Here is a 21750-nt window from a genome sequence, read left to right as displayed (position 1 = left end):
CCGCTTCGAATGTGAGAAGGGGGCATTCCTATGACGAATTTCCGCCATGAAGAGTCGATGGCGCCCGCAGGCGATGAAGCGATCGGCGCCATTGCGAACGACGTCGCATGGACGAGGGTGGAGCATCCCGCGCTGCTGCGCGCCGGAAAAAGAGCGGTGGACATTGCGGCCGCCCTGTTCTTTTTCTGCGCCTTCGGCTGGCTCTACGTCCTGATCGCCCTGGGCGTGTTCATCACTTCCGGGGCGCCTGTCCTGTATTCCCAGCCGCGCTTCGGGCGGGGAGGGCGCGTGTTCAAGTTCTACAAGTTCCGCTCGATGCTGCGGAACTCCGCCGAGATCCTGGAGGAGCACTTGCGCAACGATCCGGTGGCGCGCCAGCAGTGGGACGACTACCAGAAGCTCGAAAACGACCCGCGCATCACGCGTTTCGGCAAGTTCATCCGCAAGACCAGCCTGGACGAGCTGCCGCAGTTCTGGAACGTGCTGGTCGGCGACATGAGCCTGGTCGGCCCCCGGCCCTGCATGCTCGACCAGAAGATGCTGTACGGGGCGGACTGGTCGTTCTATTGCGCCGTCCGGCCCGGCATCACGGGCCTGTGGCAGGTCAGCGGGCGCAACCAGCTGAGCTACAAGAAGCGCGTGGCGCTGGATGTCGCCTATGTCGAGACGCTGTCGGTCGGCCGGGACATCGGCATCTTCATCAGGACCATCTGGGTGGTCGCCGTGGGCCACGGGTCGCGATGAGCGGCTTGGCTTCGAAGGCAACCGATGCTTGATTCACAGATGAAAAAGATCCTTATCTGCGCCGTGCCTTTCAGCGACAACCTGGGCGACGGCGTCATCGCGGCATCCCTGGCCCATATTGCGGGCCTGAAATATCCGCAGGCCCGGGTCGAATTCCTGGACATTGCCGGCCGGCTCGGCTTCGAGGAAGAAAACCTGCGCGGCGGCGGCGCATTCCGGCTCTTTGCGAAGCTGCCTTCGTTCATCAGGTCGGTGATCGTGTTCCTGTATTGCCTCAAGGGCTATTTTCTCGGCTGGCGGAAGAACTGGAAGGCCGCTGTCGACGATGCGGACCTGATCGTCATTGGCGGCGGCCAGCTGTTTTGCGACGTGGCGCTCAATTTTCCGGCGAAGCTGTTTCTCCTGAGCCGGCTGCTGCGTGGAAAGAAGGTGGTGATCCTGTCGGTGGGCGTGACGGCGAAATGGTCTTTTCTCGGGCGCTTTCTCGTCGGGCGATTCCTGAAAAACGCGAGGCCCGCCTTCTACGCCACGCGCGACCAGGAATCGGCCAGCAACCTGCACAATTACTTCCGAATCCCGAGGAGCGACATACAGGTGGTGCCCGATCCGGCGCTCATCTGCGCCGATGCCTTCTCGGACGAGCTTTCGCCGGAAAAGAATTGGGACATCGGAATTTGCGTCAGCAGCCTCGATGCGCTGGTGATGAATTCCGAATACGAAGGCTCTAATTCAACGCAATCGGCCAAATTCTTTGCCACGCTGGCCGAATCGTTGCGGGCCGAGGGAAAGCGGGTGCTTTATTTCACGAACGGCGCCTCCGAAGACAACAAGGTCCTGGAAGAAATTTCCTCGGCCTCCGATGCGCCGAAATCGATTTTTCTCGTTCCCCGGCACCCGGATGAACTCGTTGCCTTGATCAGCGCCTGCTCGTGCATCGTGGCCCACCGGCTGCACGCGAATATCGTGGCCTACGGTTTGAACATTCCGTCCATAGGAATGAATTGGGACAAGAAGGTGGAGTCGTTTTTCGAACTGACCGGCAGAAAGCGCTACCTCTTCGACTTGTCGCCCCGCGTCGAAAAGCTGGGTACCTCGGTGCTGGGCCTGCTCGATGACCGGCACCCGGACCGCAAAGCGCTCGACGCATTGAGAAGCCAGGTGGTGGCCGGTATCCATGCATTGATCTGATTGGCACCTATGAAGATATTGCACGTTGCCGAAACGCTCAAGGGCGGGCTCGAAACCTATCTTCGGCTGGTTTCGGGCTTTCAGCAGAACTCTCCCGTGATCAGCCAGGCCAAGTTCATCTTGCCCGGCCCGGTGGAGTGGCTGGACTCCCGGGACACGCATGTGGTCCCCACGGCCCGCAGTCCTCTTGCCCTTGCAAGCTACGCCGCCGAGATCAAGAAAATCATCCGCTCGGAGCGCCCCACGGTGCTGCACCTGCACAGCTCGATTCCGGGCGGAATCGTTCGCGCCATGGCGCTGCTCGGCCAGGTGCCGGCCGAGACCAAGATCGTCTATTGCTCGCACGGCTGGGCCTTCGACCAGGTCGGGCCCTCGTACAAGAAGTCGATCTATCGGTGGATCGAATGGCTGCTGTCCCATTGGAGCGACGCGATCATCTGCATCAGCGGCCACGAGTTCCGGGTGGCCGAGAAATTCGGCATCAAGCGGTGCAAGTGCATTCCGAACGGGATCCAGCCCACCGCGCCCATTGCGGAAAACACGGTGGCTCCCAGGGCCCCGGCACGGCCCCGAAGAGTCCTTTTCGTGGGGCGGCTCGACCGGCAGAAGGGCATCGACGCCTTGCTCGACGCCTATGCCCGCGTCCAGCCCGGCTTCAAGCTCGTGATCGTGGGCGGCGCCGTCAGGAACGATCTTTCCCTTGCGCGCTCGAGCGAGATCGAGTTCGCCGGATGGCTCGAGAAGGACGAGCTCGAAGAAGCCTACCGGTCGTGCGACGCGGTCATCGTTCCCTCCCGGTGGGAAGGCTTCGGCCTTGTCGCGGTCGAGGCCATGGCGCGCAGCAAGCCGGTTTTTGCATCCGCCGTGGGCGGCCTGGTCGACATCGTCGAAGACGGCAGGAACGGAAGGCTGTTTTCGCTCGACGCGCTGGACGACGTGCTGCGCGAGATCGATCGGATCTCCGATGAGGAATTGCAGCGGATGGGGCGTGCCGGCCGGCAGATTTTCGAAGAGAAATACACCGCCGACCGAATGAACGCCGCCATCCTGGACTTGTACAAGGAGTCGGTACAGTGAAGAAGCCTTCATTTTTTTCTTCGGTGGCGGGGCGTTTGCGGGGTGCCTTCAGGCTGCTGTGCGCCTCGGCGGCGCTGGCGGCCGTGGCCTGCACCGCACAGGCCCGCGGCATCGCCGAACTGGGCACGGAATATCCGGTCGCGCTGAGCGTGCAGATCGACCCGGCCACCATCACGAACGAGGATCTGAACGAGATCAGGGCATCGGGCTTCGAATTCGTGAGATTCGGCGCGCGGCCGCCGCTGAAGAGCGTCAACCCGGCATCGGTCGACTACTCGGGCCTGATCAAGCGCGTGAAGAACGCCAGGCTCCAGGCGATCGTGACCTTGTTCGGAGGCCGCGAGATCTGGGGGCAGAGCCCGGCGGAAGCGGGAGAAGGCCAGCGCGAAAAGCTGTTTGCCAAGTTCGCGCTCGAGTTCATGAGCGCGCACGCGGCCGATGTCGCCGTCTGGGAGCTGTGGAACGAGCCCGACCACAAGACCTTCCTGAACCCGTCGCTTTTCTCGAGCTTTGAAACCGCGACCGCCGAGTTCTGCCGCAGCATCGCGCAAATGAAGACGCCGCCGAAGATCGTCATGGGATTCGGCTTTGCGAAGCTTCCCTTCAGCCCGGGCCAGGTTCCCTCGCAGCTCGAGAATGCCTTCGTGTCGGCGGCCAAGGCCGACTGCCTGACGGACATATCGATCCATCCCTACCGCTCCATTCCGGAAACCGCCATCGCGGACTATGGAAAGCTGCGCGCAAAGCTGGACCAGCAACAGCTCGGAAAGGTCGGGATCGTCGCTTCCGAGTGGGGCTATGCCTCCTACCTGCCGGTGCGGGACCGCAACACCCAGGCTTCGCTGATCCTGCGCGAATACCTGACCAACGTGGCCGCGGGCATCAGGCTGCTGAATCTCTATGCCTGGCAGGACCGGGGAACCTCCGTCATCTCGAGGGAAGACAACTTCGGCCTCAAGTCGAAGGGCGGCGAAAAGAAGGAAGCCTTTTCGAGCCTCACCGAATTCCTCAAGATCGCCCGCAATTCGAAGAAGCTTTCATACCAGAGCAATGCCGGCCTGAACAAGCTGGTGCTGAGCCGCGGCAATTCCCTGCTGCACGTGGTGTGGACGCAAAGCGCCGAGCAGAACGTGCTGGTTCCCGCCGACAAGGGAAAAAAGTGCACGCGGGTCGACTTCTTCCCGCAGGTGCGCCACGGCAGCTGCGGCAGCCCCGTCGACGGTGGCTTTGCTGCCAAGGCCACCGACTATCCGGTCCTGTTTTCCATTTCGGAATAGGGTGAACAGGCCCAGGATGGCGTCCCTGTCCGGAATTCGAAAGCGCCTCGCAGGTCCGATCTACGCAGTTGCAGACCAGTGCATCTACAGCGCGAGCCAGCTGCTGCTGAGCTTTGCGCTGGCGCGGGCGCTGTCGCCCTCCGACTTCGGCATTGCCTCGGCCTTCCTGGCGATCGTCAGCTTCCAGTACATCGTGCATACGGCGGTGGTGCACGAGCCGCTGCTGATCAAGCGCTACTACGCGGGCCGGTCCGCCGCCTGGTGGAGCTGGGCGCTCGTGCTGGGGGTCTCCATTGCGGGCTTCCTGGCCTGGCAGTTCACGAGCTTTCCGGGGCCGCTCCGCTGGGCCGGCGTGGCCCTGATCGCGGGCTATGAAATATTCTGGATTTCCCGAAGCATCCTGCTCGTGGGACGCCGCTACCTGGTGCTCTGTGCATCCGGCGTGCTGGTCTGCGTCGGATACGTGGCGGTGCTGATCGGCCTGAAGCCGGCGTCATGGACGCAGGCGCTGCTGTGGATCGCCGTCATCCAGCTGCCCTTTGCCATCCTGGTGGCGACGAGCCTGCGCCAGGTGATGGCACCGCTGCCGGCCGCCGCCAACGCCCAGGCCCTGACGCTCGGGGAAGCCGCCAGCTACGGCTGGAAGGCCAGCCTTTCGCAGTTGATGAGCTGGATCATGACGGGAGGCGCCATCCTGCTGCTGGGCTCCTCGGCGGATTCGGTGCAGGGCGGGCTGCTGAAGATCTACATCACCTTCCTGCTGCCGATGCAGTATGTGCTGCTTGCGTTGGGCTACTACATCCTGCCCAGGCTGGCGGCCAACTGGGCATCCGATCGGCGCAAGGACGCCTTTGGCCTGTTCGTCAAGTTCGTCGTCTTCGGTTTCCTGGTGGCCGAGATCGGCGGAATCCTGCTGGGGCTGCTGGGCCCGTACCTGGTGGTGCTGGCCTTCGGCAAGAACTACGGCGGCATGGATTTTTCGCCGTTCTTCTACGCGCCCGCCATCTTCGGCCTGACGATGTGCCTGCGTACGGGGTTCAGGGCCGCCGGCCGGCCCGGTGCGCTTCTGTGGTGCTCGATCTTCGGTGCGCTGGTGTTCGCTGCGGCCATGCTCGCGGCCACGCCGCCCATTTCCTACATCCAGACCATCAACGCCATGACGCTGGGCTTTGCCTGCATGGCGGCCATGATGATGGCCTGGCTGTTCTTCATCATGCGCGCAGCCGGCTCGGACCAGGCCGGCTGATTCCTGTTCTTCGAAAGCCCTGCCGCACGGGTGAGCGCGGCAGGGGATTGGCGGCCGCGCCGCGTCAGCGCGGCCGTTCGAAGTTCAGGATGTTGTCGCCCGTGCCCGGCGTGCCGCTGTCCGGCGGCGCGAACTTGTAGGCGCTCGGGTCGCGGGCCGAGGTCATCTCGTAGAGCGGATGGATCCGGCCGAGCCGCGCACCGCCGTCGCGCACCAGCGGCGCCCAGGCGAAGTTGGCGGTGAACTTGTTCGAGCGCGGCAGCAGCGCGTCGAAGGGAATGGAAAGATAGATGCCCTTGTCGAAGCTGCCTTCGCCGAACTGCCTGGCCGATACGTTGGTCTTGGTGGCGTAGGCCCCGAGCACCACGCCGTTGTCGAAGCGGCGGCTGATGTCGATGGTGACGCCGCGGTCGCCCGCCAGGTACTGGCCCGCGCTGATCTTGGCCAGCACGCCGTGCCAGCCGGTGTCCCAGTAGAGCGTGGCGTGGCCGGTGTTCACCTTGTAGTCGCGCAGGCCGAAGTCCTGTTCGAAGTCGCGCTGGCGCACGTGGTTGAAGTCGACCCCGAAGGCGATCCGGCTGCGCCATGGCCGGTAGAGCCATTCACCGCCGACGCCCGCATACATGGTTTCCAGGGCACCGCCGTACACGCTGTAGTACTGGTTGTCGGAGAGCCTGCCGACGTGCGTCAGCTGGAGCACCGGCATGGTCAGGCGCCTGGCGGTGACGTACTCGCGCTGCAGGGTTCGCACGCGGGGCAGGTTGCTGCCCGCCGTGTAGGTGAACTTGTCGAAGTTGTCGACCATGCGCAGGTTCAGCGCGCCGTTGACCCAGGTGCTGGGCGTGAAGCGGTATTCCGCCACCGCCTGCACGCCGATCTGGTAGAGCACGAATGCGTTGGGCCCGCCGAGGATCTGGCCGAGGCTGGGCGTGAGGCCGATGCTGAACTTGTCGCTGCGGCGCTCCCACGGGCCAAGGGCCTTGTTGTCGGCCGTGGCGGAAGAGGCATCTGCGGATGCGGCCGCAGTGTGGGCGCTGCTGCCCGGCGGAACGAAGGTGGCCGGATCGCCCGAGCCCACGGGCGGGGGCGCATAGTCGCGCTGGCTGGCCGCGCGAACCTCGCCGGGCGTCTGCGCCTGGTAGTGCGCGGTCACCCATTCATTGCGGTTGACCACTTGCGCGTGCATCGGCAGGCCCCGCTCCGAGTAATGGAGCACGAAGTTCTTGATCGAGGCCGGCGCATCGCGATGCAGCACGGCAATGATCTTCTCGACCCGCACATCCCGGTAGACGGTGGCGCTTTCGGTGATCCACACATGCAGCATCTGGCCTTGCGGTGCGATGCGCTGGATGGTCCAGTCCGTGCGGCTTTCGATGTCGGCCGCGGTGGCGGCCCAGCCCGGCGAGGCGGCCGGCGGGTCCGGCGAGAAGCTCGGCGCCGGCGGGTCTGCCGCCTTGGGCATCTGCAGGGTGGCCAGGTTGGTCTGCAGCGTGAGGCCCAGCATCACCTTGTTGCCGCGTTCGAAGCCGGCCGAGAAAATCACGCCGGGGGAGTAGCGGTACTCCAGGCCGATGTTGAACGGGGAGCGCTGCCGCTGGGGGTTGTTGAGCGGCTCGTTCTTGTAGTCGTTGCCGTCGTATTCGAGCTTGAGCGTCAGCGGGTCCCAGGGCGTGCGCCATTGCACGCCGCCAAAGAGCGCGGCAGGTCCGCGAAAGAGCCGGCCGAAGTTGGCGCCGCCCCAGGTCGTCTCGCTCACGCGGGTCTTGAAGCGGCTGCTCAGCAAGCCGAAGGGGTTGCTGATGTTTCCGCTGCTCCCCAGGTAGCCCCAGCCGATGCCGAGGCTGAAATCCAGGTCGCCGTGGCGCTTGCTGGCCACCAGGTACTCGGAGGAGAAGAGGCCGGTGCCGCCGATGTCGCGAAAGCCCAGCGCCACCTCGGGCAGGTAGGCCGACTCCTTCCACAGCCGCGCCTTCAGGTCGATGCTCTTGTCCTTGTAGCCCTGGTTGCTGAGGCCGACGCCGTAGATCCGGTTGCTGATGGAGGTGTAGCGAAAGCCCGCTTCCAGCCAATCCAGCGGCTGGAACATGACGTTCAGCCGCGTGTAGGGCGAGACGTGCGTGAGCGAGGTCCGCATGTCGCCCGCCTGGCCCATGCGCGCGGTGGGCGTCTGCAGCAGGCCGGTCTCGCCCCAGTCGTTGCCGCTCGTCTGGAGCGCGCGGTATTGCGGTGCTGCTTCGGGACGCACGGAAATGGCCGTCGATGGCGCCGGCGCGGCAGGTGCCGGCGGCACGTCGGGCAAGGCAGGCAGGGCGGGCGGTGCAGCGGGTGCGGCGATGGCGGCGGCCGGTACGGCCGCACCCGCCGAAGGCTGCAGGACCGCGCCGCCTTGCGGCGACGGCCCTTGCGTGGCCAGAAACTTGATGATGCCCTCGGAGATCGCCTCCAGGTCGTCCATGCCGCGCGGCGCGGCCCAGACCCATGCGCCCGGCGCCGGCTCGTTCGAGGGATGCGCATTCCAGGGCGCTACGCCCACGCGGGCGGTGCGCCCGTCGGGCTGGGCGACCCAGGCCCAGTCGTGCTTGCCCTCGGGGCTGCAGGCGGCGACATAGTCCCACGCCGTGCGGCCGGGTTCATGGGCCACCTGGCAAAGCTGCCCATCGGGCTGCAGGACCGAGATGGTCTTCAGCGCTGGCGGCGGCGCCACCAGCTGCTGGCCGGCCGTCAGCACCGGATCTTCTTCCGGGTGCGCCTGCAGCCAGCGCGGATCGACGATGCCGAGCGCGACGCGGCCGGTCACCGGCAGGCCCTGCAGCCAAGCCATCAACTGCTTGCGCCGGCCCTGCTCTTCCGGCGGCACGCGCCGGCTGGCGGCATCGAGCCGCAGCAGCAGGGTGTTCTTCAGGAACTGCTGCGCCAAGCGCTCTTGCGGGATGCGCCATGACAGTCCCGGGGAGGCCGTTTCGGCCGGCTGGCGCAGCAGCCAGGCGCTCAGCCGCTCGCCGGGACGGATATCGGCGTCGTCGGCGGGTGTTTTGTTGTCGACGGGGCTGTTGCCCAGGGGCTGCGCGCCGGCGGCGCAACTCGCCGCCAATGCGCAGGCCACCGCCGCGCGAAGAGGCCAGGGATGTCTGCCGAAGCCACGCAGGAGCGAACTGCTCATGTACCAGCGCTCGCCGCTGCGACGGGTGCTGGGGGGGAAGGCGTCCACTGCTCGAAGCTCATACACAGGTCATTGGAAATACATTGCTCGGAATAGACGACCCGAGGCGTGCCGCCCGCTTGCGAAACGCCAAAGCGCGCCGGAGGCAGCGAGGCGCTCGCCGGATGCGAAACGCTGCGCTCCTCGTACCAGCGCAGCGACGCGCCAGCCGTGCCGGCCAGCGCGGTCTGCTGCGGTGCAGCAATGGGCGTGCGCACGACCTCGTCGCGAATGCCGAACCGGTAGCCCGGCATCATGTCGCGCTCGCGCTGGTAGGTCTTTGGCGCCGCGCCGTTCGCATCGCCAGTCCACGCGGGCAGGCTGGAAAAGCGCACCTCGCGCCAATCGGTGCGAAGGCCGGTGGTTCCCACGAGGCGCCCGTCGAGCAGCCTCACGACCTCGCCGTTGCCGCTGTACCAGACCTCGACGGCGCCTTCGGGGCGCTGGTCGATGTAGCCGAGCACCATGAAGACCGTCTGCTTGCCGACGGCGACCCGCAAATAGCGGTAATTCGGGTTGAAAGTGGGCTGGGGCGTCGCGGCGCTGCCGCTATAGATATGCCGCGCCGTGGCCAGCATGGCCGAGGATCCGGAAGAACAGCCGCCAACGCCCAAAAGAAATGCCGACAAAAGGCAGCATTCAATAAGTCGCGTGGCCAGACCAACGCGCGGAGCCTTCGGCGAATGCCCTCCCGCGAAGAGGGCCCGCACGTTTAATTCGTGCCGGTCGTGCCTGTACCCGTGCCCGTGCCGCCGGTGCCGCCCGTGCCGCTGCCGCCGCCGCTGTTGCCGCCATTGCCGCTGCCAACGGCAGCCGCCAGGCCAACGGCGGCCGCGACGCCACCGGCTTGCTGCGCGGTGATGCGTCCGAATGCGGAATTGGTTGCGCCGGTCGCGCTGGCCGGCTGGGGACCAGGCGTCTGGACCGGCGGGGGCGTTTGTGTTTGTGCCAAGGCCGAGGAAATGCCCAGCGCAGCAATGAAAGTGGCGGAAATCAGGGGGGCGATTCGCATGGCAAATATCCTCTCAATTAGCAGTTAACAGTTGGGACAAGATTAGCAGTTGGCGAAGTGTGCCGCAACTAATTTAGCCCTTGAGACATCTTTTACGCGTGCAAATCCTTGTGTCGAAATGTCTTGTAAATCAGGATTAATTCATTGTTATTAATTGCCTCTTTCGCATGGCCGGGAATGCGCGTTCGCGCAGCGCCAGGCCGGCCCCATTGAATATGCGCGCAACAGCCCGCTACAATCGCCGGTTGACCCTGCTCCAGCGAAGAAGACTTAGAGGATCCCCATGAGTGACATGACCTCCGGCTCCCCCCGGATCGACACAAGCAAGCGGACGTGGTTAATCGCATCCAGCTGTGCCGGCGTAGCGGGAGGCGTGGCCACCGCGATTCCCTTTGTGAGTACGTTCCAGCCCTCCGAGAAGGCCAAGGCCGCGGGCGCTGCCGTCGAAGTCGACATCGGCGGCCTCAAGGTCGGCGAGAAGATCACCGTCGAGTGGCGCGGCAAGCCCGTCTGGATCCTCAAGCGCTCGCCCGAGCAAGTGGCCGAGCTCCCCAAGCTCGACGGCCAGCTGGCCGATCCGCTCTCCAAGCGGCACCCCGACGAATTCACCCCCAAGTACGCGCAGAACGAGCACCGCTCGATCAAGCCCGACGTGCTGGTGGTGGTGGGCATCTGCACCCACCTGGGCTGCTCGCCGACCGACCGCTTCCAGGCCGGCCCGCAGCCTTCGCTGCCGAGCGACTGGGAAGGCGGCTTCCTCTGCCCTTGCCACGGTTCCACGTTCGACCTGGCCGGCCGCGTCTTCAAGAACAAGCCCGCGCCCGACAACCTGCCTGTGCCGCCGCACATGTACCTGTCGGACACCAAGCTCCTGATCGGTGAAGACTCCAAGAAGGCCTGAGGCAGAAGAACAACATGGCTGAATTCCACGAAATTTCCCCCAACGCGCCCGCCGGCGAGAAGCTGCTCAACTGGGTCGACAACCGCTTCCCGCTGAGCAAGCTCTGGAACGACCAGTGGGGCAAGTACTACGCACCGAAGAACTTCAACTTCTGGTACATCTTCGGCTCGCTCGCGATGCTGGTCCTCGTGATCCAGATCGTGACCGGCATCTTCCTCGTGATGCACTACAAGCCCGACGCGAACCAGGCGTTCGCATCGGTCGAGTACATCATGCGCGACGTGCCCTGGGGCTGGCTCATCCGCTACATCCACTCGACGGGCGCCTCGGCGTTCTTCATCGTGGTGTACCTGCACATGTTCCGCGGCCTCATGTACGGCAGCTACCGCAAGCCGCGCGAGCTGATCTGGGTCTTCGGCTGCGCGATCTTCCTGTGCCTGATGGCCGAGGCCTTCATGGGCTACCTGCTGCCATGGGGCCAGATGAGCTACTGGGGCGCCCAGGTGATCGTGAACCTGTTCGCGGCCATCCCGTTCATCGGCCCTGACCTCGCGCTGCTGATCCGCGGCGACTACGTGGTGAGCGACGCCACGCTGAACCGCTTCTTCAGCTTCCATGTGATCGCCGTGCCGCTGGTGCTGCTCGGCCTGGTGGTGGCCCACCTGATCGCGCTGCACGAAGTGGGCTCCAACAACCCCGACGGCATCGAGATCAAGGCCAAGCGCGGCCCCGATGGCCATCCGCTGGACGGCATTCCGTCGCATCCGTACTACACGGTGCACGACATCTTCGGCGTGGTGGTGTTCCTCACGATCTTCTCGGCCGTGATCTTCTTCGCGCCGGAAGCGGGCGGGTACTTCCTCGAGTACAACAACTTCATTCCGGCCGATTCGCTCAAGACGCCGAACCACATTGCGCCGGTCTGGTACTTCACGCCGTTCTATTCGATGCTGCGTGCAACCACCGACGACATGGTCAACGTGTTCGCGCTGATCATCGCCGCGGCCGCCGTCCTGAACTTCATCAAGGGCAAGTCGAGCATGGCCCTGAAGATCGCGCTGGTCGTCGTGGCGGCCGTGGTCATCTTCCTGCTCAAGGCCTTCGACGCCAAGTTCTGGGGCGTGCTCGTGATGGGCGGCTCCGTCATCATCCTGTTCTTCCTGCCATGGCTCGACAAGAGCGAAGTCAAGTCGATCCGCTACCGTCCGGGCTGGCACAAGTATGTCTACGGCGTCTTCGTGTTCTTCTTCCTGATCCTGGGCTACCTGGGCATCCAGGCGCCCGGCGTCTGGGGCAGCCTGGTCATCGGTTCGTTCGCGCTGGACATCGCGCAGACCATTTCCCAGATCGGCACGCTTTTCTACTTCGGTTTCTTCCTGCTCATGCCCTGGTGGAGCAGCAAGGGCGAGTTCAAGCCCGTGCCTGAGCGCGTGACCTTCGCCGCCCATTGAGAAGCCCAAGAGAGCTCGAGAGAAACACGATGAAGAAAAGCATTTCTGGCTGGCTCGCGGTTGTTGGCCTGGCCTTGGGCCTGACCTTTTCCGCAGCCGCATCGGCCGAGTCCGGCGGCATGGCCTGGGACAAGGCGCCCAACAAGACCACCGACGTCGCCTCGCTGCAGAACGGCGCCAAGCTGTTCGTCAACTACTGCCTGAACTGCCACTCCGCGGCGTTCATGCGCTACAACCGGCTGCAGGACATCGGCATTACCGAGCAGCAGATCAAGGACAACCTCCTGTTCGCCACCGACAAGGTCGGCGAGACCATGAAGGCCAACATCGACGCGCGCCAGGCCAAGGAATGGTTCGGCACGACGCCGCCCGACCTGACCCTGGTGGCCCGCTCGCGCGCCGGCCATGGCGGCACGGGTGCGGACTACCTGTACACCTACCTGCGCACCTACTACCGCGACGACACCAAGGCCACCGGCTGGAACAACCTGCTGTTCCCGAGCGTTGCCATGCCCAACCCGCTGTGGGAGCTGCAGGGCGAACGCCGTCCCGTCTACACCAAGATCTCGCAGCATGGCCACGAGACCGAAGTGTTCAAGGGCTGGGAGCAGGTGACCCCCGGCACCATGACGCCGCTGCAGTTCGACACTGCGGTCGGCGACCTGGTGAGCTACCTGCAATGGATGGCCGAGCCGGCACAGAACACGCGCATCCGCATCGGTGTGTGGGTGCTGCTGTTCCTCGTCATGTCGTTGGTCTTCGTGTGGCGACTGAACGCCTCGTACTGGAAAGACGTCAAGTAGTTCCGTCCACGCCGACCGCGCGCCTGGTGCGTGCGGTTCCACAGAGTGGGTTGCCAACGCGACCCACTCTTTTTGATTTTTAGGAGTCTCTCGCCATGATGGTCTTGTATTCAGGAACGACCTGCCCCTTTTCCCACCGCTGCCGCTTCGTGTTGTTCGAAAAGGGCATGGACTTCGAGATCCGCGACGTCGATCTCTACAACAAGCCTGAAGACATCAGCGTGATGAACCCGTACGGCCAGGTGCCCATCCTGGTCGAGCGCGACCTCATCCTGTATGAGTCGAACATCATCAACGAGTACATCGACGAGCGCTTCCCGCATCCGCAGCTGATGCCCGGCGACCCGGTCGACCGCGCGCGCGTGCGCCTGTTCCTGCTCAACTTCGAGAAGGAGCTGTTCGTGCACGTGGCCGCTCTCGAGAACCGCACCGCCAAGGGCAACGAGAAGGCGCTCGAAAAGGCACGCTCGCACATCCGCGACCGCCTCACGCAGCTGGCCCCCGTGTTCCTCAAGAACAAGTACATGCTGGGCGACAATTTCTCGATGCTCGACGTGGCGATTGCGCCGCTGCTCTGGCGCCTGGACTACTACGGCATCGACCTCAGCAAGAACGCGGCGCCGCTCCTGAAGTACGCCGAGCGCATCTTCTCGCGCCCGGCCTACATCGAAGCACTGACCCCGTCCGAAAAGGTCATGCGAAAGTAAGTAAGCTGCGTGCCTGCTTCCATCGTTTTTCGCCGCCCTTCATGATCAACGCGCTCGAGTCGTCCTCCACCCGCCCGTACCTCATCCGGGCGCTGTACGAATGGTGCACCGACAACGGGTTCACGCCCTATGTCGCGGTGCAGGTCGACGACACCGTCCAGGTGCCGCGCGAGTACGTGAAGAACGGCGAGATCGTGCTGAACATCAGCTTCGACGCGACCAGTTCGCTCAAGCTCGGCAACGATTTCATCGAGTTCAAGGCCCGCTTCGCGGGCAGTGCGCGCGAGATCGTCGTGCCCGTGGGCCGCGTGATCGCGATCTATGCGCGCGAGAACGGGCAGGGCATGGCGTTTCCCGCACCGGTACCTGCCGGCAGCGGCGCCGAGGGCGGCGGGCCGTCCCAGGCGGCCGGCGCGCCTTCTTCGCCCCAGGGGCCTGCACGCATGCCGCTGCGCGATGCGTCGCGCGGCACCGAAGGCGATGCCGGCAAGATCGTCCACCTGGTGACGGGTGAAGACGCGGACGAAATGGTCGATGCCGGCGACGACGCCGGCTCGCCCACCGACCCCACCGATGAGCCGCCGCGCCCGCCGGCAGGCGGCGGCAGCCGCCCGTCGCTCAAGCGCGTGAAGTAGCGACAGCAGGCAGCCGACGCACACCGCACCGTTAAAATCCCGCAAGTCAATCCGTGCCGCTTTAGCTCAGTTGGTAGAGCACCCGCCTTGTAAGCGGAAGGTCGTCAGTTCGATTCCGACAAGCGGCACCATATCGAACATACCGGAAAGCCCCCGTGCTGACCGGCAAGAAGGAAGCGGCGACCTGCCCGCTTCTTTCATTCCCGCGGCTGAAGATCAGCAGCGCCCCTTCTTGGCCTGTCCCGGCGGGCAGTGGTATCCGCCACCGCCAGGATGCTCTTCGGCGTGGCGATGGTGCGGCTCCGCGCGGCGCCAGTCGCCTTCCATCCACCGCCATCCGCCATCGGCCTGCACCCAGCGGCCCGGCTCATACGCATAGTCGGGCCGCGCCGCCTGCCAGTAGCCCGAGCGCCAGACGTAGGCGCGCTCGTTCCACTGCCAGTGCCCGGGCACCCACACCTGGCCGGCCCTCGGCCCCGGCATGGGTTCGTAGCGCGGCGCGGGAGGCGCCACCTGGATCAGGCCGGGCACGTTGATCTGGACCGAAACCTGCGCCGCGGCGGGCAAGGCCGAAGCCACGAGTGCGGCCGCGGCCAGGAGAGTTGAGACTTTCATTGAAACCCTTGGATGTGTGTACAGGCCTGCACAACGCAAGCCGGCGGGAAAGTGTAATCAGCACATTCCCTTGGGGGCGGCGGCCGGCGGCGTAGAACGCGGTCGATGGGCGTTCGTCCGGGTGCTAGAGTCCAAGCGCAAGTTGCACGCCGATGCGCAGACTACGCTTCCTTACCCACCGCCACCGCGCACCCTCCACCAACCGGGTGCTCGGCCTGCTGCTGGCCTTCAATGCCGGCGCCGTGAATGCGGGCGGGTTCCTGGTGCTGCACATGTACACCTCGCACATGACGGGCTTCGCATCGCAGTTTGCGGACGGGCTGGTGCTGGGCAACACCAAGCTGCTGCTCAATGCGCTGGGCGCCATCCTCGCCTTCCTGGCGGGTGCGGCGGTCTGCGCCATCCTGGTGAACTGGGGCCGCCAGCACCGGCTGCGCAGCGTCTATGCGGTGCCGCTGCTGCTGGAAGCCGCGCTCATGTTCCCGTTCGGATTGATGGGCGCTATCACGCTGACCTGGCCGACCCCGTTTGCGGTTCCGCTCACGGTGCTGCTGCTGTCCTTCATCATGGGGCTGCAGAACGCCGTCGGCTCCAAGACCTCCGGCGGCAGCGTCCGCACCACCCACATGACGGGCAACATCACCGACGTGGGCATGGAGCTGGGCAAGCTGCTCTACTGGAACCGGCATGCCACGCCGGCGCATGCGATGGTGCGCCACAACCGCCGCCGGATGCAGATGGCGGGCGGGCTTGTCGGCATGTTCGTGCTGGGCGGCATCGTCGGCGCGCTGGGCTTCAACTACATCGGCTTCGTCTGCGTGGTGCCGCTGGCGGCGCTGCTGCTGGCCATCTCCATCCCGCCGCTCATGGAGGACGCGCCGCGCTCCAGGCCGCTGCAGAAGCTCTTGGCCGCCTTCAGACGGCGCCCACGCTGCCCGTGACCGGCAGCACGATGCCGGTGATGTAGCTGGCGCAGCTCGGCGCGGCCAGGAACACGTAGGCAGGCGAGAGCTCTTCCGGCTGCGCCGGCCGTTGCAGGTCGGTGTTCTTGCCGAAATCCTTGATCTTCCCGGACGGGCTGTCGGCGGGATTCAAAGGCGTCCACACCGGCCCGGGCGCCACCGCATTCACGCGGATACCCTTGGGCAGCAAGTTGCTGGCCAGCGACTTGGTGAACGCGTGGATCGCGCCCTTGGTGGTCGAATAGTCGAGCAGGTGCGCGCTGCCCTCCAGGCCCGTGACCGAGCCGGTATTGATGATCGAGGCGCCCTGGCCCAGGTGCGGAACCGCGGCGCGCGCCATCTGGAAATAGCCGAAGACGTTGGTCCGAAGCGTGAGTTCGAAGCGCTCGTCGGTGATGTCCTCGATGGACGCCGCATGCAGCTGGAAGGCCGCGTTGTTCACCAGGATGTCGAGCTTGCCGAAGGCCCCGATGGTCTGGTCGACCGCGTCGCGGCAGAACGCCGGATCGCAGACGTCGCCCTTGACGAGGATGCAGCGTGCGCCTTCCGCCTCCACGTGGCGCCGGGTTTCCTCGGCGTCCTCGTCTTCGTCGAGGTAGGCGATGGCGACGTCGGCGCCTTCACGGGCATAGAGCAGCGCCACGGCGCGCCCGATGCCGGAATCGCCGCCGGTCACCAGGGCCGCCATGCCCTCGAGCTTGCCGCTGCCCTTGTAGTCCGGCGCTTCGAAGCGCGGGCGCAGCGCCATCTCGGCCTCGAGCCCGGGCTTGCTCAGGTGCTGCGCCGGCAGGGGATTGACCGGCTGCGAGCGCGGCCCGGCCTGCGCGGGCTGGCTGGACTTCTTGGCGGCGGGCTTGGCGCTGTCCTTTGCGTCCTGCGTGCGCTGGACGGTCCGCTGCTTGGCGGCGGTGTGCGCGCTTGCGCCGGACCGGGTGGATTTTGCGGGGGATGCGGTGGTCGATTTCATGTGCGTGGGCTCCTGCATGTGAAAGGCAACCGTAGAACGCCGCCGCGCGGCCCGCGTAGGAATCCGTCCCGAATGCACGCCCACCGAAGCTGACCCGGGGATTTCCGAGCCGAGCTGTGGCGAGCTAGATCTCAGCGCCTTCGACAAGGAAGCGCACCCGGCGCACACCCTGCCATTCGTCGGCATCGAGCCTGAAGGCGAGCTTCACGCGCGCGGGCAGCGGCTCGGTGTGGCCGAACCAGATGCCGTCGACCGGCTGTCCCTGGTGCCGCAGCTTGAGCGCCAGGTGCTTCTCGCCCACGAGGCGCTGCGACACCACTTCGACTTCCTCGCTGAAGGTGGGCGGCGCGAAGCCCTGGCCCCACACCTCGCGGTGCAGCGTGTCGACCAGGTCGATGCGCATGTACTCGCGCGCGATCGGCCCATCCGTTTCGATCTGGCGCGTGAGCGCGGAGGCGGCCAGCCATTCATGTGCGACCTCGGCCAGCGCGCGCTCGAACACCTCGAACTTCTCGCGCGCCACGGTGCAGCCGGCAGCCATGGCATGGCCGCCGAAGCGCAGCAGCACGCCCGGATGGCGCTTGGCCACAAGGTCGAGCGCATCGCGCAGATGGAAGCCCGGGATCGACCGGCCCGAGCCCTTGAGCTCGTGCTCCTTGCCGGGCGCGCCGCTGGCGGCAAAGACGAAGGTCGGGCGGTGGAAGCGGTCCTTGATGCGCGAGGCCACGATGCCGACCACGCCTTCGTGGAAGTCGGCATCGAACACGCTGATGGCTGCGGGCGGCGCCTCGCTGCCGTCGGCGGTGGCACCGAACAGCGATTCGGCCAGCAGCAGCGCCTGGTCGCGCATGCCGCCCTCGATGTCGCGCCGCTCGCGGTTGATGCCGTCGAGCATGCGCGCGAGTTCGTCGGCGCGGCCGGCATCGTCGGTCAGCAGGCATTCGATGCCCAGCGTCATGTCGGCGAGCCGGCCGGCCGCGTTGATGCGCGGGCCGAGCGCAAAGCCGAAGTCGAAGGTGGTGGCCACCGCGGCGTTGCGCCCCGCGGCCTTGAACAGCGCCGCGATGCCCGCGGGCAGCGCGCCGGCGCGGATGCGCCGCAGGCCCTGTGCCACCAGGCGGCGGTTGTTGGCGTCGAGCTTCACCACGTCGGCCACGGTGCCGAGCGCCACCAGCGGGAGCAGCACGTCGAGCTTGGGCTGCGCGGCCGCGCTGAAGACGCCGCGCGCGCGCAGCTCGGAGCGCAGCGCCAGCAGCACGTAGAACATCACGCCGACACCGGCGATGCTCTTGCTCTCGAAGCTGCAGCCGGGCTGGTTGGGATTCACCAGCACGTCGGCGGCCGGCAGCTCGGGGCCGGGCAGGTGGTGGTCGGTCACCAGCACCTGCAGGCCGCGCGCCTTGGCGGCGGCCACACCCTCGACGCTGGCGATGCCGTTGTCGACGGTGATCAGCATGTCGGCGCCACTGTCGGCCACGCGCTCGGCAATCGGCGGCGTGAGGCCGTAGCCGTCGACCACGCGGTCGGGCACCAGGTAGCTCACGTTCTTCGCGCCGAGCAGGCGCAGGCCGCGCACCGCGACGGCGCAGGCGGTGGCGCCGTCGCAGTCGTAGTCGGCCACGATGCACAGGCGCTTGTCCTGCGCCATCGCGTCGGCCAGCAGCACCGCGGCCTCGCGCGTGCCGTGCAGCGTGTCGGGCGGCAGCAGGCGCGCCAGGCCGTCGTCGAGCTCGTCCTTGGCCAGCACGCCGCGCGCGGCGAACAGGCGGGCCAGCAGCGGATGCACGCCGGCCTGCTCGAGCGCCCAGACCGTGCGGGGCGGAATTTCGCGGGCAATGATCTTCACAGGGCCTCCAGCACGCTGGCGGCGCGCGGCCGGTCGAACAGGCTTCGGGCCCAGCCCACCAGCCCGCGCGGCTGCACCGCATGGCGCTGCGCGGTGCGGTCGCCGCACAGCGTGAGCGTGACGTCGGCACCGGCGGTGTAGGCGGCCAGCAGGCCGGCGACGGGGCCTGCGTCCAGCGCCTGCCAGGCTTCGGCCCAGCCCAGGCCGTCGTCGCGCAGGGCGGCCACGCGCAGCGTGTCGCTCACCGTGGGCGCGGCGGTGCCGGCCGGGGGAACGCCGGGCTCCAGGGCGCCGGTGCCGCTGAGCCAGAAGGAATTGATCGGCGGCACGCCGCGCGCGGCGCGGTCGTCGTTCACGCGCTGGGTGTAGAGCAGCATCTGCATTTCGTTCTGGAGGCGGCGCAGCGGCCGTGCGGCTTCGGCCAGCGGCGACCACTGCGAGATCGGGTGGCCCACCGCGCGGTCGATGGAGGCCGTGGCCAGTCCCGCGAAGATGTGCGCGCGCGCGAGCCAGCGGCCGGGTGTGGGGGAGGGGTGCAGCGCGATGCCGTCTTCCTCGAAGAAGGGATGGGCGGCGGCCAGCAGCGCGGCCGATTCGGCAGCATCGATCTCGATCGCGGCCGGGTCGCCCAGCACCACGTCGTCGATGCCCACCTGCCAGTTGCACAGCGAGACCAGGCCCCAGCCTTCGCGGTCGCCGGGTTCGGCAATGCCGGCCTGCCGGGCTTCCAGCGCGGCCCAGGGAATGCAGCCGTCGGCTGCGGAAATGCCCAGCGCCCGGGCCAGCGCGCGTTCATGGGGCGGCGAGCGCGTGCTTTCGTCCTGCGTGTCGGCCTCCGCGAGCGAGAGCCGCGAGAGCAGCGCTTCGAGATTGGGAAGCCGGAGCGCGGGCAGTGCCGCGCGGCACACCGGGGAACCGCGGCCGGCAAAGGGGATCAACAAGTGACGGGAGGAAGGTTCGGCCATTCCCCCTATTGTCCGGGATGCTAGGATGAAACGCCCCCCGAAGCGCCTTCGGCGCCTCCCCCCACTGGGGGGCGCACCCAGCGGCCCGGCAAAGCCGGTTCCGCGGGTGCACCCGGCTGAGCTCAAACTGAAAATATGCGACTTCCTTATGAACTGAAGCTCGGCTGGCGCTACACGCGCGCAGGCCGGGCGACGCGGCGCAACGGCTTCATCTCGTTCATCTCCGGCGTGTCGATGCTCGGCATTGCATTGGGGGTGGCGGCGCTGATCATCGTGCTCAGTGTGATGAACGGCTTCCAGAAGGAGGTGCGCGACCGCATGCTCGGCGTGGTGTCGCACATCGAAATCTTGTCGCGCGACGGCCAGGCGCTGCCCGACATCGACGCCATCACGGCCGCCGCGCGCAAGAACCCCGAGGTGGTCGGCGCCGCGCCCTTCATTGCCACGCAGGCGCTCATTGCGCGCGGCGAGGACATGAAGGGCACGCTGGTGCGCGGCATCGTGCCCAGGCTCGAACCCGAGGTGACCGACATCGCCACGACGGCGCAGAAGGGCACGCTCGACAAGCTGGTGCCGGGCGAGTTCGGCATCGTGCTTGGCGGCGAACTCGCGCGCTCGCTGTTCGTGCAGCCGGGCGACCAGGTCACGCTGGTGGCGCCGGGCGGTCAGGTCACGCCCGCCGGCGTGGTGCCGCGGCTCAAGCAGTTCACGGTGGTGGGCACCTTCGATTCGGGCCACTACGAATACGACTCGGCGCTGGCCATGATCCATGCGGAAGACGCCCAGCGCGTGTTCCGGCTCGAAGGCCCGACCGGCATCCGCATCAAGCTCAAGGACCTGAACGAGGCGCGCGAAGTGGCCGACCAGATGGCCGTCACGCTGCCGGGCCAGTTCCTCATCCGCGACTGGACGCGCCAGAACAAGACATGGTTTGCGGCCGTGCAGGTCGAGAAACGCATGATGTTCATCATCCTCACGCTCATCGTGGCGGTGGCGGCCTTCAACCTGGTGTCCACGCTGGTCATGACGGTGACCGACAAGCGCGCGGACATCGCCATCCTGCGCACGCTGGGCAGTTCGCCGCGCAGCATCATGGGCATCTTCGTGGTGCAGGGCGCGATGGTCGGCGTGATCGGCACGGTGGCCGGGCTGCTGCTGGGGCTGGGCATTGCCTACAACATCGACGTGATCGTGCCGGCGCTCGAACAGCTCTTCCACGCGAGCTTCCTGCCCAAGGACATCTACCTGATCAGCAAGATGCCGAGCGATCCGCAGCGCGGCGACATCATGCCGATCGCGATCATTTCACTGGTCCTGGCTTTTCTTGCAACGCTGTATCCCAGCTGGCGCGCGAGCCGCGTCAACCCTGCCGAGGCATTGCGCTATGAGTGACGTGGTTCTCAAGGCGCGCGGCCTCACCAAGCGCTTTCACGAGGGGCGCATCGACCTCACGGTGCTGCACGGCGTCGACCTGGACGTGCGCGCCGGGGAGACGCTGGCCATCGTCGGCGCCTCGGGCTCGGGCAAGAGCACGCTGCTGCACCTGATGGGCGGGCTCGATGCGCCCACCGCCGGCAAGGTCGAGCTGCTCGGCAAGGACATCGCGCATGCCGACGCGGCCGAGCAGGGACGGCTGCGCAACCTGCACCTGGGCTTCGTCTACCAGTTCCACCACCTGCTGCCCGAGTTCAGCGCGCTTGACAACGTGGCGATGCCGCTGAAGATCCGGCGCATGGATTCCGCACAGGCGGCGGCCTCGGCCACGAAGATCCTCGAAAGCGTGGGCCTGGGCGAACGCCTGCACCACCGGCCGGCCGAGCTCTCGGGCGGCGAGCGCCAGCGCGTGGCCATTGCGCGCGCGCTGGTCACGCAGCCGGCCTGCGTGCTGGCCGACGAGCCCACGGGGAACCTCGACCGCAGCACGGCGGACACGGTGTTCGCGCTGATGATCGAGCTCGCGCACAAGCACCGCACGGCCTTCGTGATGGTCACGCACGACCAGGAACTCGCAAAGCGCTGCGACCGCGTGCTGCAACTGGTGGCGGGACGTCTGGCGGGTTGAGTCGATGCCGCTTGCCACGCGTGCATGCAATGTCGGCGAAACTGTCTGTCTGTTCGGCAGGATGCCGTTCAATCACAGGAGTGCTTCTTGATC

The 21750-nt window shown here is 66.3% G+C and carries 20 protein-coding genes and 1 tRNA gene; 14 read left to right on the top strand and 7 right to left on the bottom strand.

The annotated features are described in order from the left end of the window. The first annotated feature begins 30 nt into the window (after nucleotides 1–30). Genes VPA02S_RS06910 through VPA02S_RS06890 form a run of 5 tightly spaced genes read left to right on the top strand, consistent with a single transcriptional unit; the run spans nucleotide 31 to nucleotide 5532 of the window. Nucleotides 31–744, top strand: coding sequence for a sugar transferase (locus tag VPA02S_RS06910; RefSeq protein WP_062363026.1), 714 nt, complete (start codon nucleotides 31–33; stop codon nucleotides 742–744). A gap of 39 nt (nucleotides 745–783) precedes the next feature. Then, on the top strand, nucleotides 784–1932 hold the full coding sequence (locus VPA02S_RS06905) for a polysaccharide pyruvyl transferase family protein (protein ID WP_244883400.1): 1149 nt from the start codon (nucleotides 784–786) through the stop codon (nucleotides 1930–1932). Between the two features lie 9 nt (nucleotides 1933–1941). Beyond that, a complete protein-coding gene (locus tag VPA02S_RS06900) occupies nucleotides 1942–3009 on the top strand; it encodes a glycosyltransferase family 4 protein (RefSeq protein ID WP_012746343.1) in 1068 nt (355 codons plus the stop codon). Next, nucleotides 3006–4286 carry a glycoside hydrolase 5 family protein gene (locus VPA02S_RS06895; RefSeq protein WP_062363020.1) on the top strand — a complete coding sequence of 427 codons (1281 nt, stop codon included), beginning with the start codon at nucleotides 3006–3008 and terminating at the stop codon, nucleotides 4284–4286. The genes VPA02S_RS06900 and VPA02S_RS06895 overlap by 4 nt, the downstream gene beginning before the upstream one ends. A 16-nt stretch (nucleotides 4287–4302) precedes the next feature. Beyond that, on the top strand, nucleotides 4303–5532 hold the full coding sequence (locus tag VPA02S_RS06890) for a lipopolysaccharide biosynthesis protein (protein WP_062363018.1): 1230 nt from the start codon (nucleotides 4303–4305) through the stop codon (nucleotides 5530–5532). A 64-nt stretch (nucleotides 5533–5596) separates the two neighbouring features. Here VPA02S_RS06890 and VPA02S_RS06885 read toward each other — a convergent pair whose 3' ends face one another. The 3 genes from VPA02S_RS06885 to VPA02S_RS06875 form a co-directional block, all read right to left on the bottom strand. Then, on the bottom strand, nucleotides 5597–8692 hold the full coding sequence (locus tag VPA02S_RS06885; protein WP_062363015.1) for a YjbH domain-containing protein: 3096 nt from the start codon (nucleotides 8690–8692) through the stop codon (nucleotides 5597–5599). Next, nucleotides 8689–9309, bottom strand: a complete 621-nt coding sequence (locus VPA02S_RS06880; RefSeq protein WP_062363012.1) for a YjbF family lipoprotein — start codon at nucleotides 9307–9309, stop codon at nucleotides 8689–8691. Before VPA02S_RS06880 ends, VPA02S_RS06885 begins: the two co-directional genes overlap by 4 nt. Nucleotides 9310–9443: 134 nt before the next feature. Beyond that, entirely contained in the window at nucleotides 9444–9743 is a 300-nt protein-coding gene (locus VPA02S_RS06875; protein ID WP_018906501.1) for a hypothetical protein, read from the bottom strand. 283 nt (nucleotides 9744–10026) lie between these two features. On the opposite strand from VPA02S_RS06875, the gene petA reads away from it, so the two are divergent. The 6 genes from petA to VPA02S_RS06845 all read left to right on the top strand — a co-directional run bounded on the left by petA (nucleotide 10027) and on the right by VPA02S_RS06845 (nucleotide 14371). Beyond that, nucleotides 10027–10644, top strand: coding sequence for a ubiquinol-cytochrome c reductase iron-sulfur subunit (gene petA / locus VPA02S_RS06870; RefSeq protein WP_012746349.1), 618 nt, complete (start codon nucleotides 10027–10029; stop codon nucleotides 10642–10644). 14 nt (nucleotides 10645–10658) lie between these two features. Next, nucleotides 10659–12095, top strand: coding sequence for a cytochrome b (locus tag VPA02S_RS06865; protein WP_012746350.1), 1437 nt, complete (start codon nucleotides 10659–10661; stop codon nucleotides 12093–12095). A 29-nt stretch (nucleotides 12096–12124) separates the two neighbouring features. Next, nucleotides 12125–12898, top strand: coding sequence for a cytochrome c1 (locus tag VPA02S_RS06860; RefSeq protein ID WP_012746351.1), 774 nt, complete (start codon nucleotides 12125–12127; stop codon nucleotides 12896–12898). A 95-nt stretch (nucleotides 12899–12993) separates the two neighbouring features. Continuing rightward, complete coding sequence (locus tag VPA02S_RS06855; RefSeq protein WP_012746352.1) at nucleotides 12994–13605, top strand: glutathione S-transferase N-terminal domain-containing protein; 612 nt, start codon at nucleotides 12994–12996, stop codon at nucleotides 13603–13605. A 41-nt stretch (nucleotides 13606–13646) separates the two neighbouring features. After that, nucleotides 13647–14240 (top strand): ClpXP protease specificity-enhancing factor, encoded by a 594-nt coding sequence (locus VPA02S_RS06850; RefSeq protein ID WP_012746353.1) that lies wholly within the window; start codon nucleotides 13647–13649, stop codon nucleotides 14238–14240. A gap of 55 nt (nucleotides 14241–14295) precedes the next feature. Then, nucleotides 14296–14371, top strand: a tRNA-Thr gene (locus VPA02S_RS06845). Nucleotides 14372–14456: 85 nt separating this feature from the next. Here VPA02S_RS06845 and VPA02S_RS06840 read toward each other — a convergent pair. After that, on the bottom strand, nucleotides 14457–14855 hold the full coding sequence (locus tag VPA02S_RS06840) for a YXWGXW repeat-containing protein (protein ID WP_062363009.1): 399 nt from the start codon (nucleotides 14853–14855) through the stop codon (nucleotides 14457–14459). A 152-nt stretch (nucleotides 14856–15007) separates the two neighbouring features. On the opposite strand from VPA02S_RS06840, the gene VPA02S_RS06835 reads away from it, so the two are divergent. Continuing rightward, entirely contained in the window at nucleotides 15008–15796 is a 789-nt protein-coding gene (locus VPA02S_RS06835; protein WP_012746355.1) for a YoaK family protein, read from the top strand. On the opposite strand, the gene VPA02S_RS06830 is transcribed toward VPA02S_RS06835, so the two are convergent. The 3 genes from VPA02S_RS06830 to VPA02S_RS06820 all read right to left on the bottom strand — a co-directional run bounded on the left by VPA02S_RS06830 (nucleotide 15771) and on the right by VPA02S_RS06820 (nucleotide 19595). After that, nucleotides 15771–16784 (bottom strand): SDR family oxidoreductase, encoded by a 1014-nt coding sequence (locus tag VPA02S_RS06830; protein ID WP_062363007.1) that lies wholly within the window; start codon nucleotides 16782–16784, stop codon nucleotides 15771–15773. The genes VPA02S_RS06835 and VPA02S_RS06830 overlap by 26 nt on opposite strands. Nucleotides 16785–16908: 124 nt before the next feature. After that, nucleotides 16909–18630: a single-stranded-DNA-specific exonuclease RecJ gene (recJ, locus tag VPA02S_RS06825; RefSeq protein ID WP_012746357.1), complete on the bottom strand. Its 1722-nt coding sequence runs from the start codon at nucleotides 18628–18630 to the stop codon at nucleotides 16909–16911. Beyond that, nucleotides 18627–19595, bottom strand: a complete 969-nt coding sequence (locus VPA02S_RS06820; RefSeq protein WP_012746358.1) for a hypothetical protein — start codon at nucleotides 19593–19595, stop codon at nucleotides 18627–18629. Before VPA02S_RS06820 ends, recJ begins: the two co-directional genes overlap by 4 nt. 135 nt (nucleotides 19596–19730) lie before the next feature. On the opposite strand from VPA02S_RS06820, the gene VPA02S_RS06815 reads away from it, so the two are divergent. Next, nucleotides 19731–20987 carry a lipoprotein-releasing ABC transporter permease subunit gene (locus VPA02S_RS06815; RefSeq protein ID WP_012746359.1) on the top strand — a complete coding sequence of 419 codons (1257 nt, stop codon included), beginning with the start codon at nucleotides 19731–19733 and terminating at the stop codon, nucleotides 20985–20987. Next, entirely contained in the window at nucleotides 20980–21657 is a 678-nt protein-coding gene (gene lolD, locus VPA02S_RS06810; protein ID WP_012746360.1) for a lipoprotein-releasing ABC transporter ATP-binding protein LolD, read from the top strand. Before VPA02S_RS06815 ends, lolD begins: the two co-directional genes overlap by 8 nt. The last annotated feature ends 93 nt before the right edge of the window (nucleotides 21658–21750 follow it).

The sequence above is a fragment of the Variovorax paradoxus NBRC 15149 genome, from assembly GCF_001591365.1.
Lineage (GTDB): Bacteria > Pseudomonadota > Gammaproteobacteria > Burkholderiales > Burkholderiaceae_C > Variovorax > Variovorax paradoxus.
Note: the sequence above shows the minus strand (reverse complement) of the source record. Positions and strands in the feature narration are given on the sequence as shown.